General features: G+C 59.0%; 25 protein-coding genes. 16 read left to right on the forward strand and 9 right to left on the reverse strand.

Translation table 11 applies throughout. From position 1 onward, the window contains the following. Positions 1-25 precede the first annotated feature (25 nt). A complete protein-coding gene (gene plsB / locus ACJ8PI_RS16505; RefSeq protein WP_164134859.1) occupies positions 26-2,491 on the reverse strand; it encodes a glycerol-3-phosphate 1-O-acyltransferase PlsB in 2,466 nt (821 codons plus the stop codon). A 148-nt stretch (positions 2,492-2,639) separates the two neighbouring features. On the opposite strand from plsB, the gene ACJ8PI_RS16510 reads away from it, so the two are divergent. From ACJ8PI_RS16510 to ACJ8PI_RS16525, 4 genes are all read left to right on the forward strand, one after another. Beyond that, complete coding sequence (locus ACJ8PI_RS16510) at positions 2,640-3,008, forward strand: diacylglycerol kinase (RefSeq protein WP_015379225.1); 369 nt, start codon at positions 2,640-2,642, stop codon at positions 3,006-3,008. A gap of 102 nt (positions 3,009-3,110) precedes the next feature. Next, positions 3,111-3,719 carry a transcriptional repressor LexA gene (gene lexA, locus ACJ8PI_RS16515; protein ID WP_004936736.1) on the forward strand — a complete coding sequence of 203 codons (609 nt, stop codon included), beginning with the start codon at positions 3,111-3,113 and terminating at the stop codon, positions 3,717-3,719. A gap of 101 nt (positions 3,720-3,820) precedes the next feature. Then, on the forward strand, positions 3,821-5,158 hold the full coding sequence (gene dinF, locus ACJ8PI_RS16520) for an MATE family efflux transporter DinF (protein WP_033636205.1): 1,338 nt from the start codon (positions 3,821-3,823) through the stop codon (positions 5,156-5,158). A gap of 315 nt (positions 5,159-5,473) precedes the next feature. Beyond that, positions 5,474-5,683: a CsbD family protein gene (locus ACJ8PI_RS16525; protein ID WP_033636203.1), complete on the forward strand. Its 210-nt coding sequence runs from the start codon at positions 5,474-5,476 to the stop codon at positions 5,681-5,683. 102 nt (positions 5,684-5,785) lie between these two features. On the opposite strand, the gene zur is transcribed toward ACJ8PI_RS16525, so the two are convergent. Then, the gene (gene zur, locus ACJ8PI_RS16530; protein WP_015379223.1) at positions 5,786-6,298 is read right to left on the reverse strand and encodes a zinc uptake transcriptional repressor Zur; all 513 of its coding nucleotides are present in this window, start codon (positions 6,296-6,298) and stop codon (positions 5,786-5,788) included. Between the two features lie 122 nt (positions 6,299-6,420). Between zur and ACJ8PI_RS16535 the strand changes: the two genes are divergently transcribed. Continuing rightward, entirely contained in the window at positions 6,421-6,705 is a 285-nt protein-coding gene (locus tag ACJ8PI_RS16535; RefSeq protein WP_164134858.1) for a hypothetical protein, read from the forward strand. Positions 6,706-6,876: 171 nt separating this feature from the next. Here ACJ8PI_RS16535 and ACJ8PI_RS16540 read toward each other — a convergent pair whose 3' ends face one another. Next, entirely contained in the window at positions 6,877-7,887 is a 1,011-nt protein-coding gene (locus ACJ8PI_RS16540; protein ID WP_164134857.1) for an acyltransferase family protein, read from the reverse strand. 741 nt (positions 7,888-8,628) lie between these two features. Here ACJ8PI_RS16540 and ACJ8PI_RS16545 point away from each other — a divergent pair. Beyond that, entirely contained in the window at positions 8,629-8,790 is a 162-nt protein-coding gene (locus ACJ8PI_RS16545; RefSeq protein ID WP_160909115.1) for a hypothetical protein, read from the forward strand. Positions 8,791-8,905: 115 nt separating this feature from the next. On the opposite strand, the gene ACJ8PI_RS16550 is transcribed toward ACJ8PI_RS16545, so the two are convergent. Continuing rightward, positions 8,906-9,337: a tetratricopeptide repeat protein gene (locus ACJ8PI_RS16550; RefSeq protein ID WP_249263195.1), complete on the reverse strand. Its 432-nt coding sequence runs from the start codon at positions 9,335-9,337 to the stop codon at positions 8,906-8,908. Between the two features lie 225 nt (positions 9,338-9,562). Between ACJ8PI_RS16550 and dusA the strand changes: the two genes are divergently transcribed. Continuing rightward, positions 9,563-10,573 carry a tRNA dihydrouridine(20/20a) synthase DusA gene (dusA, locus tag ACJ8PI_RS16555; protein WP_164134856.1) on the forward strand — a complete coding sequence of 337 codons (1,011 nt, stop codon included), beginning with the start codon at positions 9,563-9,565 and terminating at the stop codon, positions 10,571-10,573. Positions 10,574-10,730: 157 nt separating this feature from the next. Next, a complete protein-coding gene (gene pspG, locus ACJ8PI_RS16560) occupies positions 10,731-10,949 on the forward strand; it encodes an envelope stress response protein PspG (RefSeq protein WP_033636200.1) in 219 nt (72 codons plus the stop codon). 301 nt (positions 10,950-11,250) lie between these two features. Here the strand turns inward: pspG and ACJ8PI_RS16565 are convergent, their stop codons facing one another. Continuing rightward, the gene (locus ACJ8PI_RS16565; RefSeq protein WP_033654713.1) at positions 11,251-12,234 is read right to left on the reverse strand and encodes a quinone oxidoreductase; all 984 of its coding nucleotides are present in this window, start codon (positions 12,232-12,234) and stop codon (positions 11,251-11,253) included. Positions 12,235-12,401: 167 nt separating this feature from the next. On the opposite strand from ACJ8PI_RS16565, the gene dnaB reads away from it, so the two are divergent. After that, complete coding sequence (gene dnaB / locus ACJ8PI_RS16570; protein WP_025160134.1) at positions 12,402-13,826, forward strand: replicative DNA helicase; 1,425 nt, start codon at positions 12,402-12,404, stop codon at positions 13,824-13,826. A gap of 17 nt (positions 13,827-13,843) precedes the next feature. Next, positions 13,844-14,923 carry an alanine racemase gene (gene alr, locus ACJ8PI_RS16575; protein ID WP_039569648.1) on the forward strand — a complete coding sequence of 360 codons (1,080 nt, stop codon included), beginning with the start codon at positions 13,844-13,846 and terminating at the stop codon, positions 14,921-14,923. Between the two features lie 44 nt (positions 14,924-14,967). Here alr and ACJ8PI_RS16580 read toward each other — a convergent pair whose 3' ends face one another. Beyond that, positions 14,968-15,735: a transporter substrate-binding domain-containing protein gene (locus ACJ8PI_RS16580; protein ID WP_033636197.1), complete on the reverse strand. Its 768-nt coding sequence runs from the start codon at positions 15,733-15,735 to the stop codon at positions 14,968-14,970. Positions 15,736-15,950: 215 nt separating this feature from the next. On the opposite strand from ACJ8PI_RS16580, the gene ACJ8PI_RS16585 reads away from it, so the two are divergent. The 5 genes from ACJ8PI_RS16585 (at position 15,951) to maa (ending at position 19,307) form a co-directional block, all read left to right on the forward strand. Then, positions 15,951-16,418 carry an Lrp/AsnC family transcriptional regulator gene (locus ACJ8PI_RS16585; RefSeq protein ID WP_004936775.1) on the forward strand — a complete coding sequence of 156 codons (468 nt, stop codon included), beginning with the start codon at positions 15,951-15,953 and terminating at the stop codon, positions 16,416-16,418. 86 nt (positions 16,419-16,504) lie between these two features. Next, complete coding sequence (locus tag ACJ8PI_RS16590; RefSeq protein WP_033649714.1) at positions 16,505-17,698, forward strand: amino acid aminotransferase; 1,194 nt, start codon at positions 16,505-16,507, stop codon at positions 17,696-17,698. A 126-nt stretch (positions 17,699-17,824) separates the two neighbouring features. Continuing rightward, the gene (locus tag ACJ8PI_RS16595; RefSeq protein ID WP_004936779.1) at positions 17,825-18,241 is read left to right on the forward strand and encodes a secondary thiamine-phosphate synthase enzyme YjbQ; all 417 of its coding nucleotides are present in this window, start codon (positions 17,825-17,827) and stop codon (positions 18,239-18,241) included. A 4-nt stretch (positions 18,242-18,245) separates the two neighbouring features. Beyond that, positions 18,246-18,599, forward strand: a complete 354-nt coding sequence (locus ACJ8PI_RS16600) for an MmcQ/YjbR family DNA-binding protein (RefSeq protein WP_019453210.1) — start codon at positions 18,246-18,248, stop codon at positions 18,597-18,599. Positions 18,600-18,749: 150 nt separating this feature from the next. After that, on the forward strand, positions 18,750-19,307 hold the full coding sequence (maa, locus tag ACJ8PI_RS16605) for a maltose O-acetyltransferase (protein ID WP_041036886.1): 558 nt from the start codon (positions 18,750-18,752) through the stop codon (positions 19,305-19,307). Positions 19,308-19,337: 30 nt separating this feature from the next. Here the strand turns inward: maa and ACJ8PI_RS16610 are convergent, their stop codons facing one another. Then, the gene (locus ACJ8PI_RS16610) at positions 19,338-20,390 is read right to left on the reverse strand and encodes an NAD(P)-dependent alcohol dehydrogenase (RefSeq protein WP_060438292.1); all 1,053 of its coding nucleotides are present in this window, start codon (positions 20,388-20,390) and stop codon (positions 19,338-19,340) included. Positions 20,391-20,619: 229 nt separating this feature from the next. Then, positions 20,620-23,448 (reverse strand): excinuclease ABC subunit UvrA, encoded by a 2,829-nt coding sequence (uvrA, locus tag ACJ8PI_RS16615; RefSeq protein ID WP_060427051.1) that lies wholly within the window; start codon positions 23,446-23,448, stop codon positions 20,620-20,622. Positions 23,449-23,725: 277 nt separating this feature from the next. On the opposite strand from uvrA, the gene ssb1 reads away from it, so the two are divergent. Further along, positions 23,726-24,259: a single-stranded DNA-binding protein SSB1 gene (gene ssb1, locus ACJ8PI_RS16620; protein ID WP_033654707.1), complete on the forward strand. Its 534-nt coding sequence runs from the start codon at positions 23,726-23,728 to the stop codon at positions 24,257-24,259. Positions 24,260-24,321: 62 nt separating this feature from the next. Here ssb1 and ACJ8PI_RS16625 read toward each other — a convergent pair whose 3' ends face one another. Next, complete coding sequence (locus ACJ8PI_RS16625) at positions 24,322-25,071, reverse strand: 3-oxoacyl-ACP reductase family protein (protein WP_039569629.1); 750 nt, start codon at positions 25,069-25,071, stop codon at positions 24,322-24,324. Positions 25,072-25,154: the final 83 nt, after the last annotated feature.

A 25,154-nucleotide genomic window follows, 5' to 3' on the forward strand; every position in this document is an offset into this window, starting at 1 on the left:
TTTTGTGTTTCCGCGCCGGGCGAAATCACTCGTCTTTCTCTTCTTCCGCATCGGGTTGCGGCAGGGCGTTGGTCTCTTCCGGCATGTTGACGCTTTCGATGGTCAGCTTGATCTCCGGCGTGATCAGATCGCTCAGCATGTTGTACACCTCGAGGGTGTGCTCGCGGATCGCATCGCCGCTGTCGTTGATATAGCCTTCTTCGCGCAGCGTTGCCACCAGGGTGGAGAACACCGCCTTGTCGAAGAATTCCGGCGCGTTGATGCCGTGCAGCACCGACAGACGCTGCGCCATGATGCGGCTCTCTTTCTCCAGCGCGCCGCGGTTGATGCTCGGGTTGGCGCTGAGGATCGACATGGTGATGGCGTAGCGTTGCAGGGTTTCGCGCACCCCGGCGGCCAGCAGCTGCAGCGGGCGAATGCGCGCCGGGTTCAGCACCAGCTCGTCGCCTTTGTCGCAGATCAGCTGTTGACGGATCAGCTCGTCGATCACCGGCCGCAGCACCTCCGGCAGCTGTTCCTTGTCGTTATGCAGGAACAGCTCGGCTTTCAGCATCGGATAGATCATGCCGATTTGGCGCAGCAGCTCGGCGCGCGATACCCGGCGGTGATGCATCACGATGCTGGCGATCAGCGACGGCAGCACCAGCAGGTGGTGGATGTTGTTGCGGTAATAGGTCATCAGCACCGCCTGCTCGCGCGGCAGGATGATGATGTCGCCGATGCTGTCCTTCTCCACCTCGAACTTGTTCATGTTCAGCGCGTGATCCAGCAGCTCGTCCGGCGTTTGCGTCGGCACGGTGACGTCACGCGCGTAAGGCGCGTTGCGCATCAGCTGCAGGTAGCACTCGAGCTGTTCGATCAGCTGCTCGCGGGTCAGCGAACGCTGACGCGAGGCCAGCAGCGCGGTGGAACACAGGTTCATGGCGTTGGCCGCGGCGGCGTTGTTGATGCGCACCATGATCTGGCCGGCCAGATCGTTGACCGTCGGCGTCAGCCAGCTTGGGCGCTGGGCTTCGATCGGATCGATCGACTCGCGCCACTGCGGCACGTTCTGGTTGAGGTAAGCCGTCAACGGCAGCGGTTCGCCGAAGTTGACGTAACCCTGGCCCAGGTTGCGCAGCTTGCGCAGGCCGCGCAGCATCTGCGGCAGGCTCTCTTTTTCCTTGGTGGCGCCGCGCAGCTCTTTGGCATAGGTACCCACTTCCATCACGTGCTCGTAACCGATGTAAATCGGCACCAGCGTGATCGGACGGGTGCCGCCGCGCAGCATCGCCTGGATGGTCATCGACAGGGTGCCGGTCTTCGGCTCCAGCAGGCGCCCGGTGCGGGAACGGCCGCCTTCCACGAAGTATTCCACCGAGTAACCGCGGGTGAACAGCTCGCCGAGGTATTCGCGGAACACCGTCGAGTACAGCTTGTTGCCCTTGAAGGTGCGGCGGATGAAGAACGCGCCCAGGCGACGGAAGATCGGGCCGGCCGGCCAGAAGTTGAGGTTGATGCCGGCGGCGATGTGTGGCGGCACCAGGCCCTGGTGATACAGCACGTAGGACAGCAGCAGATAGTCCATGTGGCTGCGGTGGCAGGGCACGTAGACGATCTCGTGGCCGTCCTGCGCCAGCTGGCGCACGCGCTCGGCGTTAGTGACGTTGATGCCCTGATACAGCCGGTTCCAGGTCCAGCTCAGCACGCGGTCGGACAGGCGCACGGTTTCGTAGGAGAAATCGGCGGCGATCTCTTCCATCAGCGCGATGGCGTTTTGCTGGGCCTTCTCGTGTGAGATCTTCTTGCTGCGCGCTTCGTCCTCGACCGCTTTTTCGATCGCTTTGGACGCCAACAGCTTGTTAAACAGATCCTGACGGGCCGGCAGGCTCGGGCCCACGGCGGCCAGGCGCTGACGCGAAAAGTGCATGCGCGCCACGCGCGCCAGTTTCTGCGCGATGGTTTTATCCGTTCCGTGTTCGGTGGCCATGCGGCGCAGCGAAACGGTGTTGGAGAAACGCACGAAGCTGTCGCGGCCGAGCCACAGCACGGCGAAGAATTTCTGCACGCCGTTCAACAGACGCAGGTACGGCGTACCGTGGCCTTCGCGGCCCGGCGAGCGGCCGAACATCACCGAAACCGGCAGCATCTGAATGTCGAGATCCGGATTGCTGCGATGCAGATCCAGATAGTCGTGGAACAGCTTTACCGACTCTTCTTTCGGGGTGTAATAGCGGAACACGCGCGGGCCGTCGTGAATGAACACGTAGCTCGGCAGCACGGTGCCGTCGATCTCCAACGAGTTGAGCGGATCGGGCAGATCCTGCGCCAGGCACTGGGTGCGCAGCGTCAGCAAATCCGCCTTGGAATTGTAAGGTAAAACATACAAAATCGGCCGTGAGGGATCCAACCCTAGCTCGGTAACCGGATCTGAAGGGATGACCTTACTTCTTACCAACAATTTAAGTGGTAAATTCAATATTTTATAATAAATTTTACGCCAACCTGACATAACAACGTGAAGCCTCTTGTTAGCAATGCGCCGCAAGCATACCAGAAACCGGGTAGCAGATCTGTGGTGTTCGAAATCCGAGAGCCGTCAGCGCGGACTGTTCTAGACTCTTTTTATTATGACCGACCTCTGAGAAAGGCACGAAAACATGGCAAACCAAGCAACCGGCCTGACCCGCATCATCAAGGCCGCCGGCTATTCCTATAAAGGGCTTTCCGCCGCCTGGCAACACGAAGCGGCGTTCCGCCAGGAACTGGTGGTCACCCTCCTGGCTATCATACTGGCTGTCTGGCTGGATGTGGGTGCGATAGCGCGCATTTTATTGATCGGATCGGTAGCGCTGGTGATGATCGTCGAGATCCTGAACAGCGCGATCGAGGCGGTGGTGGATCGCATCGGCAGCGAACATCACGAGCTGTCCGGCCGGGCCAAGGACATGGGATCGGCGGCGGTGTCGCTGGCGATCGTGCTGGCGCTGTTCGTTTGGGGCACGGTCTTATGGCAGCACTTCGGCTGACGAAAAGCGCCTACTGACTGATTTTTATTTAATCTTCGGTTCCCAATCCGCGCTTACCTGTATATACTCACAGCAAGACTGTATAAACAAACAGGGGGCGGAATGAAAGCACTAACTACCAGACAGCAAGAGGTCTACGACCTGATTCGCGAGCACATTTCGCAAACGGGCATGCCGCCAACGCGTGCCGAGATCGCGATGCGTCTGGGGTTCCGTTCGCCTAACGCCGCCGAAGAACACCTGAAGGCGCTGGCACGCAAAGGCGTGATCGAAATCGTCTCCGGTGCTTCGCGCGGTATCCGCCTGCTGATGGAAGAAGAAGAGGGGCTGCCGCTGATCGGCCGCGTCGCCGCCGGCGAGCCGCTGCTGGCGCAGCAGCACATCGAAGGGCACTACCAGGTGGATCCTTCCCTGTTTAAACCGAGCGCCGATTTCCTGCTGCGGGTGAACGGCATGTCGATGCGCGACATCGGCATTCTGGATGGCGATCTGCTGGCGGTACACAAAACGCAAGACGTGCGCAATGGCCAGGTCGTGGTGGCGCGCATCGAAGACGAAGTGACGGTCAAGCGCCTGAAAAAGCACGGCAACGTGGTTGAACTGCTGCCGGAGAACAACGAATTCCAACCTATCGTGGTCGATCTGCGTCAGCAGAATTTCACTATCGAAGGGCTGGCGGTCGGCGTGATCCGCAACGGCGACTGGATTTAATCGTCGCACCCTCAGTGCCGCCTCCTGTATCAATCGCCCCTGTTCTGGGGCGTTTTTGTTTCTGACCTTGCCATTCGCCACCGCTACGGGAACGTCTCATCATGCGCTTGATTTCCGCCTTTACCAGCGACACCGATAAAGCTCTGTGGCGCCTGGCCCTGCCGATGATTTTCTCCAATATTACCGTGCCGCTGCTCGGGCTGGTGGACACTGCGGTGATCGGCCACCTCGACAGCCCGATCTATCTGGGGGGCGTGGCGATCGGCGCGGTGGCGACCAGCTTCCTGTTCATGCTGCTGTTGTTCCTGCGCATGAGCACCACCGGCCTGGCGGCGCAGGCGCTGGGGGCACAGAACCCGCAGGCGCTGGCGCGCGCCTTTATGCAACCGCTGCTGTTGGCGCTGCTGGCCGGAGCGGCGATCGTCCTGCTGCGTTATCCGCTGATCGAACTGGCGCTGCGGATTGTCGGTGGCGATGGCGAAGTGCTGGAACAGGCGCGGCGTTTTCTTGAGATCCGCTGGCTCAGCGCCCCGGCGGCGCTGGCCAATCTGGTGCTGCTGGGCTGGCTGCTCGGCGTGCAGTACGTGCGGGCGCCGGTGATCCTGCTGATCGTCGGCAACCTGCTGAATATCGTACTGGATATCTGGCTGGTGATGGGCCTGGGCTGGAACGTGCGAGGGGCGGCGGCGGCCACCGCCATCGCCGAATACGCCACGCTGTTGCTCGGCCTGTGGCTGGCGTGGCGGGTGATGCGCCTGCGCGGTATTACCCTGCCGATGCTACGCCAGGCCTGGCGCGGCGATCTGCGTCGCCTGCTGGCGCTCAACCGCGACATCATGCTGCGTTCACTGTTGCTGCAACTGTGCTTTGCGTCGCTGACCATTTTCGGCGCTCGCCTGGGGAGCGAGGTGGTGGCGGTCAATGCGGTATTGATGAATCTGCTGACGTTCACCGCCTATGCGCTCGACGGCTTCGCTTATGCGGTGGAGGCTCATTCGGGCCACGCCTACGGCGCCCGGGACGATAGCCAACTGCGTAAGGTGTGGCACGCGGCCTGCAGGCAGGCGGGGCTGGTCGCGTTGGCCTTCGGCCTGGCGTATGCCGTTACCGGCCAGCAGATCGTGGCGGCGTTGACCTCCTTGCCGGAGCTGCGTGCGTTGGCTGCCCATTATTTACCGTGGCAGGTCATTCTGCCGCTGGTCGGGGTGTGGTGCTATTTGCTGGACGGCATGTTTATCGGCGCCACGCGCGGCGCCGAGATGCGTAACAGCATGGCGGTGGCTGCGGCAGGGTATGGTCTGACGCTGTTCAGCGTGCCGCTGCTTGGCAACCACGGGCTTTGGCTAGCGCTGGCGGTGTTTCTGACGTTGCGCGGCGTGGCGTTAGGCTGGATTTGGCACCGCCACCAGGTGCGCGGCAGCTGGTTTACCGCACATTAACCCGGGCATTCTGTTGGGGTAATGGTTAGTTTTTCTTATGTTTTCTGTCATGTTTGCTTACATGTTTTCAGCCTGGCCCCGTTCGCGTTAGTTCGTTGTTTGCTGGCGTTTTTTGTTTTTATTTTGTCAGTTAATGGTTTTTTGTTCTGTGTTTTGGCTTTTTTATTTCCACGTTTAACTAGAATGAATCATGTGGCTGGTAAATGAAGGGGAACGGTGCTCCTTAAGGTGAAGGGAGCATCAGCCAGAAAAATTTCTGGTTAACCCCGGCCGGCGACAGGGATCACTGATTCACCACAGGTTAACGGAGAGACTATGAATAAAGATCAAGCCGACGGTAACTGGAAGCAGCTGAAAGGCAAAGTGAAGGAAAAATGGGGCAAGCTGACCGATGACGATCTGACGGTCATCGAAGGGAAACGCGAACAGCTGGTCGGCAAAATCCAGGAGCGCTACGGTTACCAGAAAGAGGCGGCCGAGAAAGAGGTGAAGGCCTGGGAAGAACACACCAAACACCGCTGGTAATTTGCAGGGCCGCCATTGAAGGCGGCTTGCCCAGCGCAGGCCGGCGTCGCTCTCATCCTCTGGCGCCCCGGCCGCAGGTACAGGGAGGTACCTGACTTCGTCTTACTTCTTCTTGATGGCGATGCTGTGATCGTGTTCGGCGCAGTCATGCTTGCTGTCGCAAGCCTCAACCTCCACGCAGCCGGCGCACAGACCGTGCGCTTCCACCACGCTGTGCCGCAGCGCAAATCCGGCTTCCTGCGCCAGCTTCTGCAGCGTTTCCTCTACGCCTTCGGTGGTGCGTTCGGTCACCTGGCCGCAGCGGTCGCAGATAAACAGTGCGGATGTGTGCATCGGCTGTTCGAAATGGTGGCACAGCACGTAGCTGTTGGCGGATTCCACTCTATGGATAAACCCTTGCTCCAGCAGAAAATCCAGCGCGCGATAGACCGTCGGCGGCTTGGCCTGCGGTTCGGCGACGCGCAGCAGATCGAGCAGGTCATAAGCGCTGATTGCACCGGGTTGCTGAGTCATCAGACGCAGCACTTCCAGCCGCTGCGGCGTCAATCGCACATTGCGTTGCTGGCAGAGGCGTTCCGCCTGCGCCAGCAGCTTTTCCTGGGTGGTTGAGTTCATCGCAAATATCCCGGTACGTAAAAAAGCCGATTTTACCATGATTACGGCGAATCGCCGAGAGTTGCCCCCTTTTCCCCTGAGGATTGCGCAGGGAAAGGCGCGCAGAGTGCGCTAAAAGAGAGATGCATCACAACTTTTCCCCGCCGCAGGGCGACAAATCAACATTGCCGGTTTTAGCGCTGGAGAGCGGCGGGCGAGAGCGGTATAACGCGCTTCACCCGCGTGATGAGCAGGAGCCTTGTGCGATGACGGAAAGAGAGAAGCTGTTAAGCGGCCAGGTGTACAACAGCCGCGATGAAAACCGATCTAGATGTGCTGCAAGATATGTGGGCAACGTTGGAAATGTAGAATTTGCAGTGCAGCAAAATGATATAATCTGTGGTAATAAATTTTTAAGTGTGCAGTGATTTGTTAATTAATAATATTCTTATTGGCTATATTGCTTGATGTTGTCTTTTTTGTTTCTGATTTTTTTGTGGTTTAATGTTGGCTGTGTTATGGGGTTGTTTGACGGAAGGATATATTAATAAGGATGATAGCCACTTAATTTAAATGGCTATCAATCATTTTCCTTTCAGTTAACGATGTATTCTTTTTTCTATTTTCTCATACAGGAATATGCCTAAAACTGCAGAGGCAAGTACTGATAATAAACCTGTAATTAGACATATCCACATACTTGAGGTGTTTTTTGATATAATCCCGTAAGCTAAAACTATGAATGAGTGACTCAAATATATTGTATATGAAGCATCGCCAATTTTTAAGAGGCTTTTCCTTCCTTGATCAATTGGCAAGATAAAAATCAGTATCAATATGCTTAATAAGTAGTCTATAATAACTGGTTTTTCAACGTAGGTAGCTATTAGTATAAGTAGGGTTGTAATTATCCATAGTGTATGATTTTTTGTTTTTGTCAATAGTTGAGTTATAATGCCTTGGTTTTTTTCTAATAATATCCCCGCCACGAAAAGCAAAAGTAGCCAATTTGAGAAAAATATATTTAGTTCGGCTAATGGAAATAGATTGGATTGTGAGAGTACGACTAATGTTGAAAAGAATACGAGTAGTAACATTGGCATTGTTTTTTTATTTATTCTTAACATTATAAAAAATCCAAATGTTATATAAAAGAACATTTCGTATCTTAATGTCCACGCTTGAGTCAAGACTGGTGGCGTTATTTTATCATCAGTTACACCATAAGGTATTAGGATGTATGAGTATATTATTTGAGAAAAACTATAATGATGGGAGCGCATAGCCAAGCCGACAGCCCATAGTGCAATAAATATCGAAAGATATATCCAATATAAAGGATATATCCTCTTTATTCTTTTTTGTATAAATATTTTAGCATATAAAATATCAAAATTTTTATTTTTTGTCGTGTAGGACATTATATAACCACTAATGGCAAAGAAAACATATACACCTATGTTGCCCATGTTTATTGTTTTCTTTAACATTGTATCAATAAAGTCAACACCTGTAGATTGGTAGAGTGAGAATTGCGTTACAGTATGGTCTATGACGACAAGCATTGCTGCTATCGCCCTAGCGTACTGCAATGATTCTAATTTCTTCATGATTGCCTTTTTAATGGTTATGTTAGTGATTTCAGTTGATTGAATTTAAAAGCTTAATTTCATCCTGAACGCTTGAACTCAACTCAGGTATACAAATGTTTTGTATTGCTAGAAGCTCCCTTGGTTGACGTATGTCGTTGCTTTCCTGCTGGGGTAGTTAGCTATCAACAATGGTTGCTCTTATAACTAATAGTGTTAGATAATTTATTTCTGACCATTCTGTTTGAACGAGATTTATAAATTAACTTTAAGTAACTAAATATATATATGCTTGCGTCAGCAATTAAATAATGACAAATGTAAATAAATAGCACCTATGTTAAGGTGGCGAATGTAAATTTTCCAGTATTTTCTTTTTTTTAGGAATATCCTTAACTTTTCTTTTGGCGGTAATAAAACAATAGTGTCAGAATATTTACAATGGTAAAGGTAACCAGTTCTGGGCATTGTTATCTTTTGGTTCTTTGGGCAACGAACAATAAGCCTCGCTAGCGCAGCCGTGCCAGGTTATCCGCACGTTGGAATAGGGCGCTCAACACGGATTGGCGGCCTGCGGTTTATCGGCGAGTGCGGGGAAAGGGGGGGAGGATGGCTCTCCTTAATGGTGCAAATTGTCGGTTCGCCGCTGTCGGTCATCGGCCAATGCCAGACGTGCGGCCGCCAGCACTTTGCTGCTTCCCGGTAGGATAACCCATACACCAGAAACAGCGAGTTGTGCTGAGCCGATGGCAGTCGGCTGACATGCCGCATCACTTCATTGAACCAGACCGGCTGTTCACCGTTGTCTGCATCGCCAAGCTCTTCCGCCGCCATGCAGCCTTGCCCTTGGCGAAGATGCTGGGCGCGAACTTCATTGGGCCAGATGGGGTGCAAGATGGAAAACAACCAGCGATTCAGGTATGAACTGGGGGAATTGCGTAGCGCGTTCCTGAGCATAGCACCACAGGCGGAAAAGATAGTGGCCGAGTTCATCGCGTATCGCACCGCCGCTGATAGTCACCTCCGCAGGTGCATCTGATCAAGATTCCGGTTGGTGAACGATGGCCGCTGCCAGATCGGGCCGGCTTTTCAGCATATAGGCTTCCCCCAGGTACTCGTGCACTTTAGGGGATTTCGGCACGAGGGCGGCTAATTTTAAATAATAGCCGATCCTCTCATCGGTGCGGCCAAGTTTGCGCGTGGCATAGCCGCGATAATTCAGTGCGACGGCGGTACTGGGATCTTTCAGCGTGTTGAGTACATCGATCGCTTCCTGATAGCGGCCGCTTTTCGCCAGCGCATAGGCATAGCTGGTGCGGTCTGCGTCGCCGATTCTGCCGCCTTTATCCACCATGCAGGTCTGGGTTTTGCTGTCGTAGACCTGGCCTCTTGGACAGGTAGGCGGGGTTTGATTGCTGCCGTCGCCACCCATCGTCAGCGCCGCACCGGAAAACAGCAGACAGCCGGCCATCCAGGTGTTTAACGAAGCTTTTCATGGTCGTGTCTTCAAGGCAGAGGCGTCGTGTGCGCCCGTAGTGATAAAACTTGAACGAGTGAAATTATTCGCCTTACTCCCACTTATTTACGCCGCCGGCAAGCCGGTTTTCCCAACGGCGCCGATTGTCGTTATAATAGCCGTTTGCGGCCGCGCGCCGTTCGTTGAACCCAGACAGACTCAGGTAGCCAGTAACTCAGCATGACGAAAGACAACCACGCCCCAACCTACGCCGCCAATCGTTTCTCCATCGCGCCGATGCTCGACTGGACCGATCGTCATTGCCGTTACTTCCACCGCCTGCTGACCAAGGAAACGCTGCTGTACACCGAAATGGTGACCACCGGCGCGATCATCCACGGCAAAGGCGACTACCTGGCCTACAGCGAAGAAGAGCATCCGGTGGCGCTGCAGCTGGGCGGCAGCGATCCGGCCGCGCTGGCGCACTGCGCCAAACTGGCGGAGCAGCGCGGTTACGACGAGATTAACCTCAACGTCGGTTGCCCGTCCGATCGCGTGCAAAACGGCATGTTCGGCGCCTGTTTGATGGGGCAGGCGACGCTGGTCGCCGACTGCATCAAGGCGATGCGCGACGCGGTGTCGATCCCGGTGACGGTGAAGACCCGCATCGGCATCGACGATCAGGACAGCTACGCCTTCCTGTGCGACTTTATCGAGACCGTCGCCCGGCGCGGCGAGTGCGACATGTTCACCATTCACGCGCGCAAGGCCTGGCTCTCCGGCCTCAGCCCGAAAGAGAACCGCGAAGTGCCGCCGCTGGACTACCCGCGCGTTTATCAGCTGAAGCGGGATTTCCCGGCGCTGACCATCGCCATCAACGGCGGGGTGAAAACGCTGGAGGAGGCGCGGCAGCACCTGCAGCATCTGGACGGCGTGATGATGGGGCGCGAGGCGTACCAGAATCCGGGCATCCTGGCGCGGGTCGACAGCGAACTGTTCGGCGCGCAGACCGCAGTGCCGGACAGCGTGGCGATCGTCGAAGCGCTGTATCCGTATATCGAGCGCGAGCTGTCCAACGGCACCTATCTCGGCCACATCACCCGCCACATCCTCGGTTTGTTCCAGGGCGTGCCGGGCGCGCGCCAGTGGCGTCGCCACCTGAGCGAGAACGCCCACAAGCCGGGCGCCGATGCGCGGGTGGTGGAGCAGGCGCTGGCGCTGGTGCGTCAGCCGCGTGTCGAAATGGCGTAACCCACAAAAAGTTTGACCAACAGTTAGTCTTTTTCGCCAGGCATTCGGCGCGTTGCCGGATGCCTGCCCCGTTTTTTCAATAGGTTAGCACTTTCGCCGTTCTGGCACGCTTCTTGTAGTTCACTCTGCAGATACGTTGAGTTGCAAAGGAGCAATCATGTTGGAAATCTTCTTTCTCATTGGCTTTGTGGTGATGCTGATGGTGACCGGCATCTCGCTGCTGGGGATCTTCGCTGCGCTGTTGGCGGCGGCGGCGTTCATGCTGGTGGGCGGGTTGTTCGCGGTGGTCATCAAGCTGCTGCCGTGGCTGATTTTGGCGGTGGTCGGGGTATGGATTTACCGCGCGATGCAGAAACCGCAGGCCAGGCGTTACTGATTTTTTGCTGAATAATCAGACAGTCACACTGAAACTTGCACAATTTTTCGCACCGCGAATGCGGCAACGATCACAGCTTGGCAGTTTTCCCCGGCGATGTGGCACATAAAGCGTGTTTTTTGCCGAACGGGGCTGTTAGGATGTGGGACGATGCAGTGATGCGACCGATTTCATCACCGTGAGAGACAACCAAAATTCGTGTTGCTAAAGCAACCCCCCTGTCTCTGGCGGACTCTGCTCTACCCCTACAAAACGCAGTAACAGAAAGGGCTCCGCAAGGAGCCCTTTTCTTTTGCCGCTATCAGGGGATCAGCAGGCTGGAGCCGCTGGTGCTGCGGCTTTCCAGCACCTGGTGCGCCCGCTGGGCGTCGGCCAGCGCAAATTTCTGCTCGTCTCTCACCTCCACCCGAATGGCGCCGCTGCCGATCAGCGAGAACAGCTCGTTGCTGGCGTACTGCAGTTCGGCGCGGTTGGTGACGTAGCCGTTGAGGGAAGGGCGGGTGACGTACAGCGATCCTTTCTGGTTGAGCAGCGCCAGATCGACGCCGGTCACCGGGCCGGAGGCATTGCCGAAGCTGACCATCAGGCCGCGGCGTTTCAGGCTGTTGAGCGAGGCCTGCCAGGTGCTTTGCCCCACCGAATCGTACACTACGCCAACCTTCTCGCCGTGCGTCAGCTCGGCCACCCGCTGGGCGATATCCTCTTTGTGGTAGTTGATGGTGGCCCAGGCGCCGGCCTGTTTCGCCAGGGCGGCCTTCTCGTCGGAGCCGACGCTGCCGATCAGGCGCGCACCCAGCGCTTTGGCCCATTGGCAGGCGATAAGGCCAACCCCGCCGGCGGCGGCATGGAACAGGAACACTTCACCCGGCTGCACTTCGTGAGTCTGGCGCAGCAGGTAGTGCACCGTCAGCCCTTTGAGGAAAGAGGCGGCGCCCTGCTCAAAGCTGAGGTTGTGCGGCAGCAGCGCCACTTTTTCTTCCGGCACGTTGTGGATCTCGCTGTAGGCGCCGAGCGACGACTGCGCATACACCACCCGGTCGCCCGGTTTGATCGCGCTTACCCCGGCGCCGACCTTGACCACCACGCCGGCCGCCTCGGTGCCGAGGCCGCTCGGCAGGCTGGCCGGCGCGTACAGCCCGCTGCGCACATAGGTGTCGATGTAGTTGATGCCGATCGCCTTGTTCTCGATCTGCACTTCCCCGGCAGCCGGATCGAGCGGTGTAAAATCAACGTATTGCAAGACTTCCGGCCCGCCGGTGGCGGAGAATTGAATGCGCTTGGCCATATCGTTACCTCGTTGGAGTGTCTGATTTCACCCTATTCTTTTTAGTCTCGGAGATCCAGTTTGCCCGTGCGGGGTTCAATACCTTTTTTGCATCGGTTATGGCGCAAAAATCACGTATACTCTCGCGTCAGGATCCTTCATTCGCAACCGGATAAAGACTACGTTTCATGGCAGGAAAAAAACCAACCAACAAAACAAACGCGGACGAAACCAGAGAGCGTTCCAGAGATCGTCAGATGGAAGGGCTGAAGATGCCGCCGCACTCGCTGGAGGCCGAGCAGTCGGTGTTGGGCGGTTTGATGCTGGATAACGAGCGCTGGGACAACGTGGCAGAGCGCGTGGTCGCCAACGATTTCTTCAGCCGCCCGCACCGCCTGATCTTTACCGAGATGCAGCGTCTGCTGGAGATGAGCAAGCCTATCGACCTCATCACCCTGTCCGAATCGCTCGAACAAAAGGGCGAACTGGACTCGGTCGGCGGCTTCGCCTACCTGGCCGAGCTGTCGAAAAACACCCCGAGCGCCGCCAACATCGGCGCCTACGCCGACATCGTGCGCGAGCGCGCGGTGGTGCGCGAGATGATCTCGGTGGCTAACGAGATCGCCGACGCCGGCTACGATCCGCAGGGGCGCAGCAGCGAAGACCTGCTCGATCTGGCGGAATCCCGCGTCTTCCAAATCGCCGAGAACCGCGCCAGCAAAGACGAGGGCCCGAAGGGCATCGAGCGTATTCTGGAAGACACCGTGTCGCGCATTGAGCAGCTGTATCAGCAGCCGCACGACGGCGTGACCGGGGTCGATACCGGCTATCAGGATCTCAACAAGAAAACCGCGGGCATGCAAAAGTCCGATCTGATCATCGTCGCCGCCCGTCCTTCGATGGGGAAAACCACCTTCGCCATGAACCTGTGCGAAAACGCCGCGATGACCCAGGAAAAACCGGTGCTGATCTTCAGCCTGGAGATGCCCGGCGAGCAGATCATGATGCGTATGCTGGCGTCGCTGTCGCGCGTGGATCAGACGCGCATCCGTACCGGCCAGCTCGACGACGAGGACTGGGCGCGCATTTCCAGCACCATGGGTATCCTGTTGGAGAAGCGCAACATGTACATCGACGACTCCTCCGGCCTGACGCCGACCGAAGTGCGCTCGCGCGCGCGGCGCATTTTCCGCGAGCACGACGGGCTTAGCCTCATCATGATCGACTACCTGCAGCTGATGCGCGTGCCGGCCCTGTCCGACAACCGTACGCTGGAGATCGCCGAGATTTCGCGCTCGCTGAAGGCGCTGGCGAAAGAGCTGCAGGTGCCGGTGGTGGCGCTGTCGCAGCTGAACCGAAGCCTGGAGCAGCGCGCCGATAAGCGCCCGGTCAACTCCGACCTGCGTGAGTCCGGCTCTATCGAGCAGGATGCCGACCTGATTATGTTCATCTATCGTGATGAGGTGTATCACGAGAACAGCGATCTGAAAGGGATCGCGGAAATTATTATCGGTAAGCAGCGTAACGGCCCGATCGGCACCGTGCGCCTTACCTTTAACGGCCAGTGGTCGCGTTTCGATAACTACGCGGGGCCACAATACGATGACGAATAATCAGCTAAGGAACTGAAATGAAAGCGGCAACCGCTGTAATCGACCGCCGCGCTCTGCGACATAATCTGCAACAGGTGCGCCGCCAGGCGCCGCAAAGCCGCCTGATTGCCGTTGTGAAAGCAAACGCTTATGGACATGGCCTGCTGGAAACAGCACATACCCTGCAAGACGCCGACTGCTACGGCGTGGCGCGCATCGGCGAAGCGCTGATGCTGCGCTCCGGCGGCATCGTCAAACCGATCCTGCTGCTGGAAGGCTTCTTCTGTGCCGAAGATCTGCCGGTGCTGGTGGCGAACAACATCGAAACCGCGGTACACAGCATCGAACAGCTCGAAGCGCTGGAGCAGGCCGAGCTGGCGCGCCCGGTGCCGGTGTGGATGAAGCTCGATACCGGCATGCATCGGCTGGGGGTGCGCCCCGAACAGGCGGAAGCGTTTTATCAGCGCCTGTGCGCCTGCCGCAACGTGGCGCAGCCGGTCAATATCATGAGCCACTTCAGCCGCGCCGATGAGCCGGAATCCGACGCCACCCTGAAACAGATCGCCTGCTTCGAGCAGTTCGCGCGCGGCAAACCGGGCCAACGCTCGGTCGCCGCGTCCGGCGGCACGTTGCTGTGGCCGGATGCCCACAACGAGTGGGTGCGTCCCGGCATTATTCTGTACGGCGTGTCGCCGCTGGATAACGGCAGCGGCGCCGAGCATGGGCTGCAGCCGGCGATGACGCTGAAGTCCAGCCTGATCGCGGTGCGCGAGCACAAGGCCGGCGAAGCGGTCGGCTACGGCGGCACCTGGGTAAGCCCGCGCGATACCCGGCTCGGGGTGGTGGCGATGGGGTACGGCGACGGCTATCCGCGCAGCGCGCCGACCGGTACGCCGATCCTGATCAACGGCCGCGAAGTGCCGATCGTCGGCCGGGTGTCGATGGACATGATTTCGGTCGATCTCGGGCCGGACGCCGCCGATAAGGTGGGGGATGAAGCGGTGCTGTGGGGCCAGGCGCTGCCGGTCGAGCGCATCGCCGCCTGCACCGGCATCAGCGCTTACGAACTGATCACCAAGCTCACGCAGCGCGTGGCGATGGAATACATCGGCGACTGATGCGCAGCAGGGGCCGACGCGCGTCGGCCCCGTTTCTCAGCGGGTTACTTCTTTACCGCCAACCACTTGTCGATAATCTTCTGATACTCGCCGGTCGCCTTGGCCAGGTGCAGCCACTGATCCACATACAGTTTCCAGCTCAGATCGTCGCGCGGCAGCATGTAAGCCTTCTCGCCGTACTGCATCGGTTTGCTCGGATTCACCGCGCACAGCTTCGGATAGCGCTTCTGCTGGTACAGCGCCTCTGAGGCGTCGGTGATCATCACGTCCGCCTTGCGGTCTACCAACTGCTGGAAAATGCTCATGTTGTCGTGCGTCAGCGTCAGCTTGGCCTTCGGCAGATAGGCGTGCACGAAGGCTTCGTTGGTGCCGCCCGCCGGCTCCAGCAGGCGCACCGACGGTTTGTTGATCTGCTCGAGAGTGCGGTATTTCTTCACGTCGGTGCAGCGCACCAGCGGGATTTTGCCGTCGGTATCCAGCTTGTCGGCGAAGAACACCTGTTTTTGTCGCTCCAGCGTGACGGATATGCCGCCCATCGCGATATCGCACTTGCCGGAGGTGAAGTCCGGCGTCAGGGTTTTCCAGCTGGTTTTCACCCACTTCACTTTGGCGCCCAGGCTCTTGGCCAGCGACTCCGCCATATCGATGTCGATGCCTTCATAGCCGCCGTCTTCCTTGAGGAAGGTATAGGGCTTGTAGTCGCCGGTGGTGCAGACCTCCAGGGTCTTTTGCTGCAGCACCTTGTCCAGGTGGGATTGCGCGCCGGCGCCGCCGGCGGCGAGCAGCAGCGCGAGAGGGAGTAGCTTTTTCATCTGGCGTCCTTTTTATACATTCGTGGTTTTATGCGTTACTTCGCCGTTAATTGTCGTTTACCTGCATGAGTTAGCCGTTTTTTATGCCGCTTACTGGCGAAAACGCCGGGCGTTGCTGCTGTACGCGATTTAAGCGCCAGGGTGTGACGTCGGCAACGGTAAAAAAACTGGTAGGCTGTAACGTCAACATTTATTAACACAGTTTACAGGTGGCTATGTACAACATTGACGATTTTGATATGAAAATCCTGACGCTGTTACAGGCCAACGGCCGTCTGACCAATCAGGAATTGAGCGAGCTGGTCGGGCTCTCCGCCTCCCAATGTTCGCGGCGGCGCATCAGCCTGGAGCAGGCGCAGCTGATCCGCGGCTACCACGCGCGGCTGGCGCCGGAGGCGGTCGGCCTGGGGCTGGTGGGGCTGATCGAAGTCAGCCTGATCACGCACGCGCAGGAGCAGATCGACAGCTTTCATCAGATGCTGGAGGAGGTGGACGCGATCCTTGACGCTTACAAGACCACCGGCGACGCCGATTACCTGCTGAAAGTGGCGGTGGCGGACCTGCCGGCGCTGAGCGAGTTCATCAGCCAGACGCTGTCGCCGCACAAAAGCGTGGCGCATATCAAAACGGCGGTGGTGCTCAATCGCATCAAGGAAAACGGTTTGTTGCCGGTGGCGAGATAAAGCTAAAACCGAATGCGGTTTTCCGTCTATATTAGGAACGTAACGCTGTGCCCAAACCACAATAAATAAACCAGGAGAAAACCCCCGTGTTCCAGAACGTTGACGCCTATGCCGGCGATCCCATTCTGTCGCTGATGGAAAAATTCAAACAAGACCCGCGCGCGCACAAGGTGAACCTGAGTATCGGCCTGTACTACGATGCGCAGGGCATCATCCCGCAGATGCGGGCGGTCGCCGCGGCGCAAGCGCAGTTGAACAGCGTCGAGCACGGCGCCTCGGTATACCTGCCGATGGAAGGGCTGCAACCCTACCGTTCCGCCATCCAGCAGCTGCTGTTCGGCGCGCAGCACCCGATGCTGCAGCAGGGGCGCATCGCCACCGTTCAGACCGTCGGCGGTTCCGGCGCGCTGAAAGTGGGCGCCGACTTCCTGAAAAGCTACTTCCCGGATTCGCAGGTGTGGGTCAGCGATCCCACCTGGGAAAACCACGTCGCCATCTTCAGCGGCGCCGGTTTCAAGGTGAATACCTACCCGTATTTCGACAGCGAAAGCCTGGGCGTGAAGTTCGACGCCATGCTCGCTGCGCTGAAACAGCTGCCGAAGCACAGCATCGCGCTGCTGCACCCGTGCTGCCACAACCCGACCGGTTCCGACCTGACCCCTGCCCAGTGGGATGAGGTGGTCAAGGTGATCGCCGAGCGTGAAATCATTCCGTTCCTCGACATCGCCTATCAGGGCTTCGGCGGCGGCATGGAGCAGGATGCCTACGCCATTCGCGCCATCGCGGCGGCCGGCCTGCCGTGCCTGGTGAGCAACTCGTTCTCGAAGATCTTCTCGCTGTACGGCGAGCGCGTCGGCGGCCTGTCGGTGGTGTGCGAAAGCGAAGAGGCGGCCGGGCGCGTGCTGGGCCAGCTGAAGGCCACCGTGCGCCGCAACTACTCGAGCCCGCCGAACTTCGGCGCGCAGCTGGTGGCCAAGGTGCTGAACGACGCCCAGCTGAAAACCCAGTGGCTGGACGAAGTGGAGAGCATGCGCACCCGCATTCTCGAGATGCGTCACGCGCTGGTGGACACCCTGAAGAGCGCGCTGCCGCAGCGCAACTTTGATTACCTGCTGGCGCAGCGCGGCATGTTCAGCTACACCGGCTTCAGCGCGGCGCAGGTCGATCGCCTGCGTGAAGAGTTCGGCGTCTACCTGATCCACAGCGGCCGCATGTGCGTGGCCGGCCTGAACCACAACAACGTGCGTCAGGTGGCCGAGGCGTTTGCCGCGGTGCAGTAACGCCTGTTAGTCTGAAGGGACGTTCATCGGGGAGCGATAGCGATATCGCTCCTTTTTTATTGCCGGCGCGCCGCCGAAGTTGCCGCAAACCGGAGAGAGAATATACTGATTGAGGGGCGCTCACTCATGTGGCATCAGCAAACGCTAATCCTCAGCGCAAAAGCGCGTGGCTTTCATCTGGTTACCGACGAGATCGTCAACCAGTTAACCCACTTACACCGCCTGCAAACCGGCCTGCTGCATTTGTTGCTGCAGCATACCTCGGCCTCGCTGACGCTCAACGAGAACTGCGATCCCACGGTGCGAGCCGATATGGAGCAGCATTTCCTGCGTCAGGTGCCGGAAAACGCACCCTATCAGCATGACTACGAAGGGCCGGACGACATGCCGGCGCACATCAAATCCTCGCTGCTGGGCGCTTCCTTGACGCTGCCCGTCAGGCACGGGCGGCTGATGTTGGGCACATGGCAGGGCATCTGGCTGGGGGAGCACCGCATCCACGGCGGAGCACGCCGTATTGTGGCCACGTTACAGGGGGAATAACCCAATGAATAACAGTGCATTGCTGGAGTACTGCATGGCGAAGCCGGGCGCGGAACAAAGCGACCAGAACCAGTGGCAGGCCAGCCAGATCAAGGTGGGCGACGTGATGTTCGCCATGGTGTGCGAGGTCGAAGGGCGGCCGGCGCTGGCGGTCAAGTCCAGCCCGGAGCTGGCGGAAAGCCTGCGTGAACACCATCCGGAGATCGTCGCCTGCGACGGCCTGAACAAGGCGCACTGGAACACGGTGTTTCTTGACGGCAACCTGCCGAACTCGCAGTTTTACACGCTGATCGACAGCTCCTATCAGCTGGTGGTGGAAGGCCTGCCCGAACACGTGCGCCAGGAACTGCGCGCCTGATTGCCGGGCGGCGGCGCCGCCCGTTTTCTCCTGCTTTTTCATGTTAAAGCGTGATCGCGGTTTTAAGTTGGGAACGTTCCCTTTCTGTTGCCGGGCTAAAGCGGCTACGCTTGGGCATTCAAGAAACGCGGGTAAAATAAGGAGGCCGACATGGCCATCAGCGAAGAAAAGCGCAAGATGATCGCCGGGGAACTGTACGACGCCGGCGATGACCTGCTGCGCAGCGAACGTCGGCGCGCGCGCCAGCTGACGCATCGCTATAACCACTCCTCGCCGGAAGAGGGCGAGCTGCGCAAACAGTGGCTGGGCGAGCTGCTGGGCGGCTATCAGGGCGGCACCATCGAGCCGACCTTCCGCTGCGACTACGGCTATAACATCTATCTGGGCAAGAACTTCTACGCCAACTTCGACTGCGTGATCCTCGACGTGTGCGAGGTGCATATCGGCGACAACTGCCTGCTGGCGCCGGGCGTGCATATCTACACCGCGACCCATCCGCTGGACGCCGAGACCCGCGTCGGCGGGGCGGAGTTCGGCAAGCCGGTCAGGATTGGCGATAACGTGTGGATCGGCGGGCGCGCGGTGATCAATCCGGGGGTGACCATCGGCGACAATGCGGTCGTTGCCTCCGGCGCGGTGGTAACCAAAGACGTGCCGGCCAATTGCGTGGTGGGCGGCAACCCGGCCAGGATCATCAAGCAGCTATAAGAAACGGGCGCCGTTGGGCGCCCGCCGTCATCAGACCCGCAGCGAGTCGATGTCCACCACGAAGCGGTACTTCACGTCGCTTTTCAGCATGCGCTCATAGGCTTCATTAATCTGCTGCATCGGGATCAGCTCGATATCCGACGTGATGCCGTGTTGGCCGCAGAAGTCCAGCATCTCTTGCGTTTCCGCGATGCCGCCGATCAGCGAACCGGCGATGCGGCGGCGCTTCATGATCAGATTGAACACCTGCGGCGACGGATGATCGTGCTCCGGCGCGCCGACCAGCGTCAGGGTGCCGTCGCGGCGCAGCAGGTTGAGGAACGGATTCAGATCGTGCTGGGCCGCTACCGTGTTGAGGATGAAGTCGAAGCTGTTGACGTGCTGCGCCATCTCCTCCGGGTTGCGCGAAATCACCACTTCATGCGCGCCAAGACGCTTAGCGTCTTCGATTTTCGACGGCGAGGTGGTGAACAGCACCACGTGCGCGCCCATCGCCCGCGCCAGTTTGACGCCCATGTGCCCCAGTCCGCCGAGCCCGACGATGCCGACCTTTTTGCCTGGCCCCGCGCCCCACTGGCGCAGCGGCGAATAGGTGGTGATGCCGGCGCACAGCAGCGGCGCGACCCCGGCCGGATCGAGATTCTCCGGCACGCGCAGCACGAAGTCCTGATCCACCACCAGATCGGTGGAGTAGCCGCCGTAGGTCACGGCGCCGGTCTGGCGGTCCTGACCGTTATAGGTGCCGGTGAAGCCGTTCTCGCAATACTGCTCCAGCCCCTCATCGCAGCTCGGGCAGCTGCGGCAGGAATCTACCATGCACCCGACGCCGACCAGATCGCCGACCCGGTAACGCGAGACATGGCCACCGACGGCGCTGACGCGGCCGACGATTTCGTGGCCCGGCACCACCGGGTAAATGGTATTGCTCCATTCATTGCGCGCCTGGTGCAGATCCGAGTGGCAGACGCCGCAGAACAACACCTGAATTTGCACATCGTGGTCGCGCAGGGCGCGCGGTGGGTAATCGAAAGGCACCAGCGCAGACTTCGCATCATGCGCGGCATAGGCATAGGTAATGTTCATGGTCGCTCCAGTTATCAATGTATGGGGGACAACGCTTGGCCGGCAGCGGAGTGCCGGTGAGACGCGGCCTGAATCAGACAGGGCGGCCGCAGAGGGAACATTGATGATAAAAGCGGTGAGCGCGGAGGGAAATGCCTGAAAATGTCGAAACCTTGCCCGTTTCTGTTTGATTGCAGCGAAACGGGTCAGCGTGCGGGCCGCCTGAGCGACGGCCCGCACGCCGGCGATACTACTTGTTCAACAGCGGTTTCAGGAAGCGCGCGGTGTGCGATTTTTCACACTCGGCCACGGTTTCCGGCGTGCCGGCCACCAGGATCTCGCCGCCGCCGCTGCCGCCTTCCGGCCCCAGATCGACGATCCAGTCGGCGGTTTTGATCACGTCCAGGTTATGCTCGATGACCACGATGGTGTTGCCCTGATCGCGCAGCTGATGCAGCACCGCCAACAGCTGTTGGATATCGGCGAAGTGCAGGCCGGTGGTCGGTTCGTCGAGGATATACAGCGTCTGGCCGGTGCCGCGCTTCGACAGCTCGCGCGCCAGCTTGACGCGCTGCGCCTCACCGCCGGAGAGCGTGGTGGCCGACTGGCCGAGGCGGATGTAGGACAGGCCGACATCCATCAGGGTCTGCAGCTTGCGCGCCAGCGCCGGCACCGCGTCGAAGAACTCGCGCGCTTCTTCGATGGTCATCTCCAGCACTTCGTGGATGCTTTTGCCCTTGTACTTCACTTCCAGAGTTTCGCGGTTATAGCGTTTGCCCTTGCATTGGTCGCACGGCACGTAGATGTCCGGCAGGAAGTGCATCTCGACCTTGATCACCCCGTCGCCCTGGCAGGCTTCACAGCGCCCGCCCTTGACGTTGAAGCTGAAACGGCCCGGCGTATAACCGCGGCTGCGCGATTCCGGCACGCCGGCGAACAGCTCGCGCACCGGGGTGAAAATGCCGGTATAGGTGGCCGGGTTGGAGCGCGGCGTGCGGCCGATCGGGCTCTGATCGATGTCGATCACCTTGTCGAAATGCTCCAGGCCGGTCACTTCGCGGAACGGCGCCGGCTCGGCGATGGTGGCGCCGTTGAGCTGGCGCTGAGCGATCGGAAACAGCGTATCGTTGATCAGCGTCGATTTGCCGGAGCCGGAAACGCCGGTGATGCAGGTAAACAGCCCGACCGGCAGCGTCAGCGTCACGTCCTTCAGGTTGTTGCCGCGCGCGCCGCTCAGCTTCAGCACCTTGGTCGGATCTGCCTGCACGCGCTGCGCCGGAATGGCGATCTCGCGCTTGCCGCTGAGGAACTGGCCGGTCAGCGAGTCCGGCTGCGCCATGATGTCGTCGACGGTGCCTTCCGCCACCACCTGGCCGCCGTGTACGCCGGCGCCGGGGCCGATGTCGATCACGTGGTCGGCGGCGCGGATGGCGTCTTCGTCATGCTCCACCACGATCACCGTGTTGCCGAGGTTGCGCAGGTGGATCAGCGTTTCCAGCAGGCGCTCGTTGTCGCGCTGGTGCAGGCCGATCGACGGCTCATCCAGCACGTACATCACGCCCACCAGGCCGGCGCCGATCTGGCTGGCCAAACGAATACGCTGCGCTTCGCCGCCGGAGAGCGTCTCCGCCGAGCGGGACAGCGACAGGTAGTTCAGGCCGACGTTCACCAGGAATTTCAGGCGATCGCCGATCTCTTTCAGCACTTTTTCGGCGATCTTGGCGCGTTGGCCGCTGAGCTTCATGTTCTGGAAGAAGGTCATCGCATGGCCGATGCTCAGATCGGAAATCTCCGGCAGCGTGGTGTCTTCGACGAACACGTTGCGCGCTTCTTCGCGCAGGCGAGTGCCGTGGCACGAGGCGCAAGGGCGGTTGCTGATGAACTTCGCTAATTCTTCGCGCACCGCGCTGGATTCGGTCTCTTTATAGCGGCGCTCCATGTTGTGCAGCACGCCTTCGAACGGATGACGACGCACGGTGGTATCACCGCGATCGTTGATGTATTTGAATTCGATCGACTCTTTGCCGGAGCCGCTCAGCACCGCCTTCTGCACGTCGGCGCTCAGGGTGTTGAACGGCGCTTCGACGTCGAACTCATAGTGCTCCGCCAGCGAGCGCAGCATCTGGAAGTAATAGAAGTTGCGGCGATCCCAGCCGCGGATCGCGCCGCCGGCCAGCGACAGCTCGGGGTTTTGCACCACGCGATCTGGATCGAAGAACTGCTGCACGCCCAGGCCGTCGCAGGTTGGGCAGGCGCCGGCCGGGTTGTTGAAGGAAAACAGGCGCGGTTCCAGCTCGCGCATGCTGTAGCCGCAGATCGGGCAGGCGAAGTTGGCGGAGAACAGCAGCTCATCCGCTTTCTCGTCGTCCATATCCGCCACCACCGCGGTGCCGCCGGACAGCTCCAGCGCGGTTTCGAACGATTCGGCCAGGCGCTGCGCCATGTCCTCGCGCACCTTGAACCGGTCGACCACCACTTCGATGGTGTGTTTCTTCTGCAGCTCCAGCTTCGGCGGATCGGACAGATCGCACACTTCACCGTCGATGCGCGCGCGGATATAGCCCTGGGCGGCCAGGTTTTCCAGCGTTTTGGTGTGCTCGCCCTTGCGGTCTTTCACCACCGGCGCCAGCAGCATCAGGCGCTTGCCTTCCGGCTGGCTCAGCACGTTATCGACCATCTGGCTGACGGTTTGCGCCGCCAACGGCACATGGTGATCCGGGCAGCGCGGCTCGCCGACGCGGGCGAACAGCAGGCGCAGGTAGTCGTGGATTTCGGTGATGGTGCCGACCGTGGATCGCGGGTTGTGCGAGGTGGATTTCTGCTCGATGGAGATCGCCGGCGACAGGCCCTCGATATGATCGACGTCCGGTTTTTCCATCAGCGACAGGAACTGGCGCGCATAGGCGGAGAGCGATTCGACGTAGCGGCGTTGCCCTTCGGCATACAGCGTATCGAAAGCCAGCGATGACTTGCCGGAACCGGACAGGCCGGTGACGACGATCAGTTTGTCACGCGGGATAATCAGGTTGATGTTTTTCAGATTATGGGTTCGAGCACCACGAACTTCGATATTGTCCATTTACACTTCCCGTCTTGATGATACACCGCGCCTGTCGCGATTTTTGCGGGGGATTTTGTGATGGATCTCGCAAAAAACCGGCACAGCCAGGTCGAAACGCATAATTATGACACAAAAAAACCTGAATGAATATCCAGTATGCGAATGTAACAAGGTCGATCGAAAAGACAATTCTGGAATGCAATTCGCACTTATCAACACGGGTGTGGTTTCGCACTCAGCGTGGTAAACTGACGCGTTTATACTGTGTAGAAATCAATCATCGGGAGAAGTGCTCATGGCCAGCAGAGGCGTAAACAAAGTAATTCTGGTCGGGAATCTGGGTCAGGATCCAGAAGTCCGTTACATGCCGAACGGCGGCGCAGTGGCCAACATTACCCTGGCGACCTCCGAAAGCTGGCGTGACAAGGCGACCGGCGAACAGAAAGAGAAGACCGAGTGGCACCGCGTCGTGCTGTTCGGCAAACTGGCCGAAGTGGCGGGCGAATACCTGCGTAAAGGCTCTCAGGTCTACATCGAAGGCTCCCTGCAGACCCGTAAATGGCAGGATCAGAGCGGCCAGGATCGCTACACCACCGAGATCGTGGTTAACGTCGGCGGCACCATGCAGATGCTGGGCGGCCGTCAGGGCGGCGGCGCACCGGCCGGTCAATCTGCCGGCGGCCAGGGCGGTTGGGGCCAGCCTCAGCAGCCACAGGGCGGCAACCAGTTCAGCGGCGGCCAGCAGCAGTCGCGCCCGGCGCAGAACAGCGCTCCGGCGGCCAGCAGCAACGAACCGCCAATGGATTTCGACGACGATATCCCGTTCTGATATCCGGCCGTTTGCAGCCAAAAAAAAGCCCCTTCACGGGGCTTTTTGCATTTCAGGGATGGTTACGCCGAGAAGCCGCCGTCGATGCTCAGGCTGGCGCCGGTGATATAACCCGCCTGCGGGCCGGCGAGGTAGGCGACGAAGCCGGCGATCTCTTCATCTTTGCCGTAGCGGCCGATCGCCATCAGCTGCTTGAGCTGCTCGGCGAACTCACCGGCGTCCGGGTTCATCTCGGTGTCTACCGGGCCGGGCTGCACGTTATTGACGGTGATGCCGCGCGGGCCGAGATCGCGCGCCATGCCTTTGGTCAGGCCGACCAGCGCCGATTTGCTCATCGCATACACCGCCGCGCCGCCGAACGGCACGCGCTCGGCGTTGGTGCTGCCGATGTGAATGATGCGGCCGCCGTCGTTCATGTGGCGCGCCGCTTCCTGGCTGGCGACGAACACGCTGCGCACGTTGACCGCCAGCATGCGATCCAGATCGTCCAGCGCCAGCTCCTCGGTGCTGCCCAGCGTAAACACCCCGGCATTGTTCACCAGAATATCCAGGTTGCCGAACTGGCTGACCGCCTGGCGCACCGCCTGCTGCAGTGCCGCCGCATCGGCGCTGTCGGCCTTGATGGCGAGGGCTTTGCCGCCGGCGGCGGTAACGGCGCTTGCCACCGCTTCGGCGCGATCGGCCGAGGCGGCGTAGGTAAAGGCGACCGCGGCCCCTTCGCTCGCCAACCGTTTCACGATGGCGGCGCCGATGCCGCGTGAGCCGCCCTGGACGAACGCGACTTTGCCTTGCAGAGGTTGTGCTGTGGTCATGTTATTTCTCCAAAGTGGGTGAGGGTAAGGCGTTATTCCCAGTATCGGTGAAATGTCTGGCGGCCACTGTTCACAAAGAGCTT

Origin of the sequence: Serratia sp. CY82433 (assembly GCF_052166535.1) — a bacterium.
Classification (GTDB): Bacteria; Pseudomonadota; Gammaproteobacteria; order Enterobacterales; family Enterobacteriaceae; genus Serratia; species Serratia sarumanii.

What these genes read in the sequence shown, in the direction of transcription:
- zur (WP_015379223.1), bottom strand. Translation starts at nt 6,298, where the DNA reads ATGAACTCAACCACCCAGGAAAAGCTGCTGGCGCAGGCGGAACGCCTC.
- lexA (WP_004936736.1), top strand. Translation starts at nt 3,111, where the DNA reads ATGAAAGCACTAACTACCAGACAGCAAGAGGTCTACGACCTGATTCGC.
- ACJ8PI_RS16595 (WP_004936779.1), top strand. Translation starts at nt 17,825, where the DNA reads ATGTGGCATCAGCAAACGCTAATCCTCAGCGCAAAAGCGCGTGGCTTT.
- dinF (WP_033636205.1), top strand. Translation starts at nt 3,821, where the DNA reads ATGCGCTTGATTTCCGCCTTTACCAGCGACACCGATAAAGCTCTGTGG.
- dusA (WP_164134856.1), top strand. Translation starts at nt 9,563, where the DNA reads ATGACGAAAGACAACCACGCCCCAACCTACGCCGCCAATCGTTTCTCC.
- dnaB (WP_025160134.1), top strand. Translation starts at nt 12,402, where the DNA reads ATGGCAGGAAAAAAACCAACCAACAAAACAAACGCGGACGAAACCAGA.
- alr (WP_039569648.1), top strand. Translation starts at nt 13,844, where the DNA reads ATGAAAGCGGCAACCGCTGTAATCGACCGCCGCGCTCTGCGACATAAT.
- ACJ8PI_RS16610 (WP_060438292.1), bottom strand. Translation starts at nt 20,390, where the DNA reads ATGAACATTACCTATGCCTATGCCGCGCATGATGCGAAGTCTGCGCTG.
- plsB (WP_164134859.1), bottom strand. Translation starts at nt 2,491, where the DNA reads ATGTCAGGTTGGCGTAAAATTTATTATAAAATATTGAATTTACCACTT.
- ACJ8PI_RS16580 (WP_033636197.1), bottom strand. Translation starts at nt 15,735, where the DNA reads ATGAAAAAGCTACTCCCTCTCGCGCTGCTGCTCGCCGCCGGCGGCGCC.
- ACJ8PI_RS16535 (WP_164134858.1), top strand. Translation starts at nt 6,421, where the DNA reads ATGCATCACAACTTTTCCCCGCCGCAGGGCGACAAATCAACATTGCCG.
- ACJ8PI_RS16525 (WP_033636203.1), top strand. Translation starts at nt 5,474, where the DNA reads ATGAATAAAGATCAAGCCGACGGTAACTGGAAGCAGCTGAAAGGCAAA.
- ACJ8PI_RS16625 (WP_039569629.1), bottom strand. Translation starts at nt 25,071, where the DNA reads ATGACCACAGCACAACCTCTGCAAGGCAAAGTCGCGTTCGTCCAGGGC.
- ssb1 (WP_033654707.1), top strand. Translation starts at nt 23,726, where the DNA reads ATGGCCAGCAGAGGCGTAAACAAAGTAATTCTGGTCGGGAATCTGGGT.
- pspG (WP_033636200.1), top strand. Translation starts at nt 10,731, where the DNA reads ATGTTGGAAATCTTCTTTCTCATTGGCTTTGTGGTGATGCTGATGGTG.
- uvrA (WP_060427051.1), bottom strand. Translation starts at nt 23,448, where the DNA reads ATGGACAATATCGAAGTTCGTGGTGCTCGAACCCATAATCTGAAAAAC.
- ACJ8PI_RS16540 (WP_164134857.1), bottom strand. Translation starts at nt 7,887, where the DNA reads ATGAAGAAATTAGAATCATTGCAGTACGCTAGGGCGATAGCAGCAATG.
- ACJ8PI_RS16565 (WP_033654713.1), bottom strand. Translation starts at nt 12,234, where the DNA reads ATGGCCAAGCGCATTCAATTCTCCGCCACCGGCGGGCCGGAAGTCTTG.
- ACJ8PI_RS16550 (WP_249263195.1), bottom strand. Translation starts at nt 9,337, where the DNA reads ATGGCCGGCTGTCTGCTGTTTTCCGGTGCGGCGCTGACGATGGGTGGC.
- ACJ8PI_RS16585 (WP_004936775.1), top strand. Translation starts at nt 15,951, where the DNA reads ATGTACAACATTGACGATTTTGATATGAAAATCCTGACGCTGTTACAG.
- ACJ8PI_RS16510 (WP_015379225.1), top strand. Translation starts at nt 2,640, where the DNA reads ATGGCAAACCAAGCAACCGGCCTGACCCGCATCATCAAGGCCGCCGGC.
- maa (WP_041036886.1), top strand. Translation starts at nt 18,750, where the DNA reads ATGGCCATCAGCGAAGAAAAGCGCAAGATGATCGCCGGGGAACTGTAC.
- ACJ8PI_RS16600 (WP_019453210.1), top strand. Translation starts at nt 18,246, where the DNA reads ATGAATAACAGTGCATTGCTGGAGTACTGCATGGCGAAGCCGGGCGCG.
- ACJ8PI_RS16545 (WP_160909115.1), top strand. Translation starts at nt 8,629, where the DNA reads ATGCCGCATCACTTCATTGAACCAGACCGGCTGTTCACCGTTGTCTGC.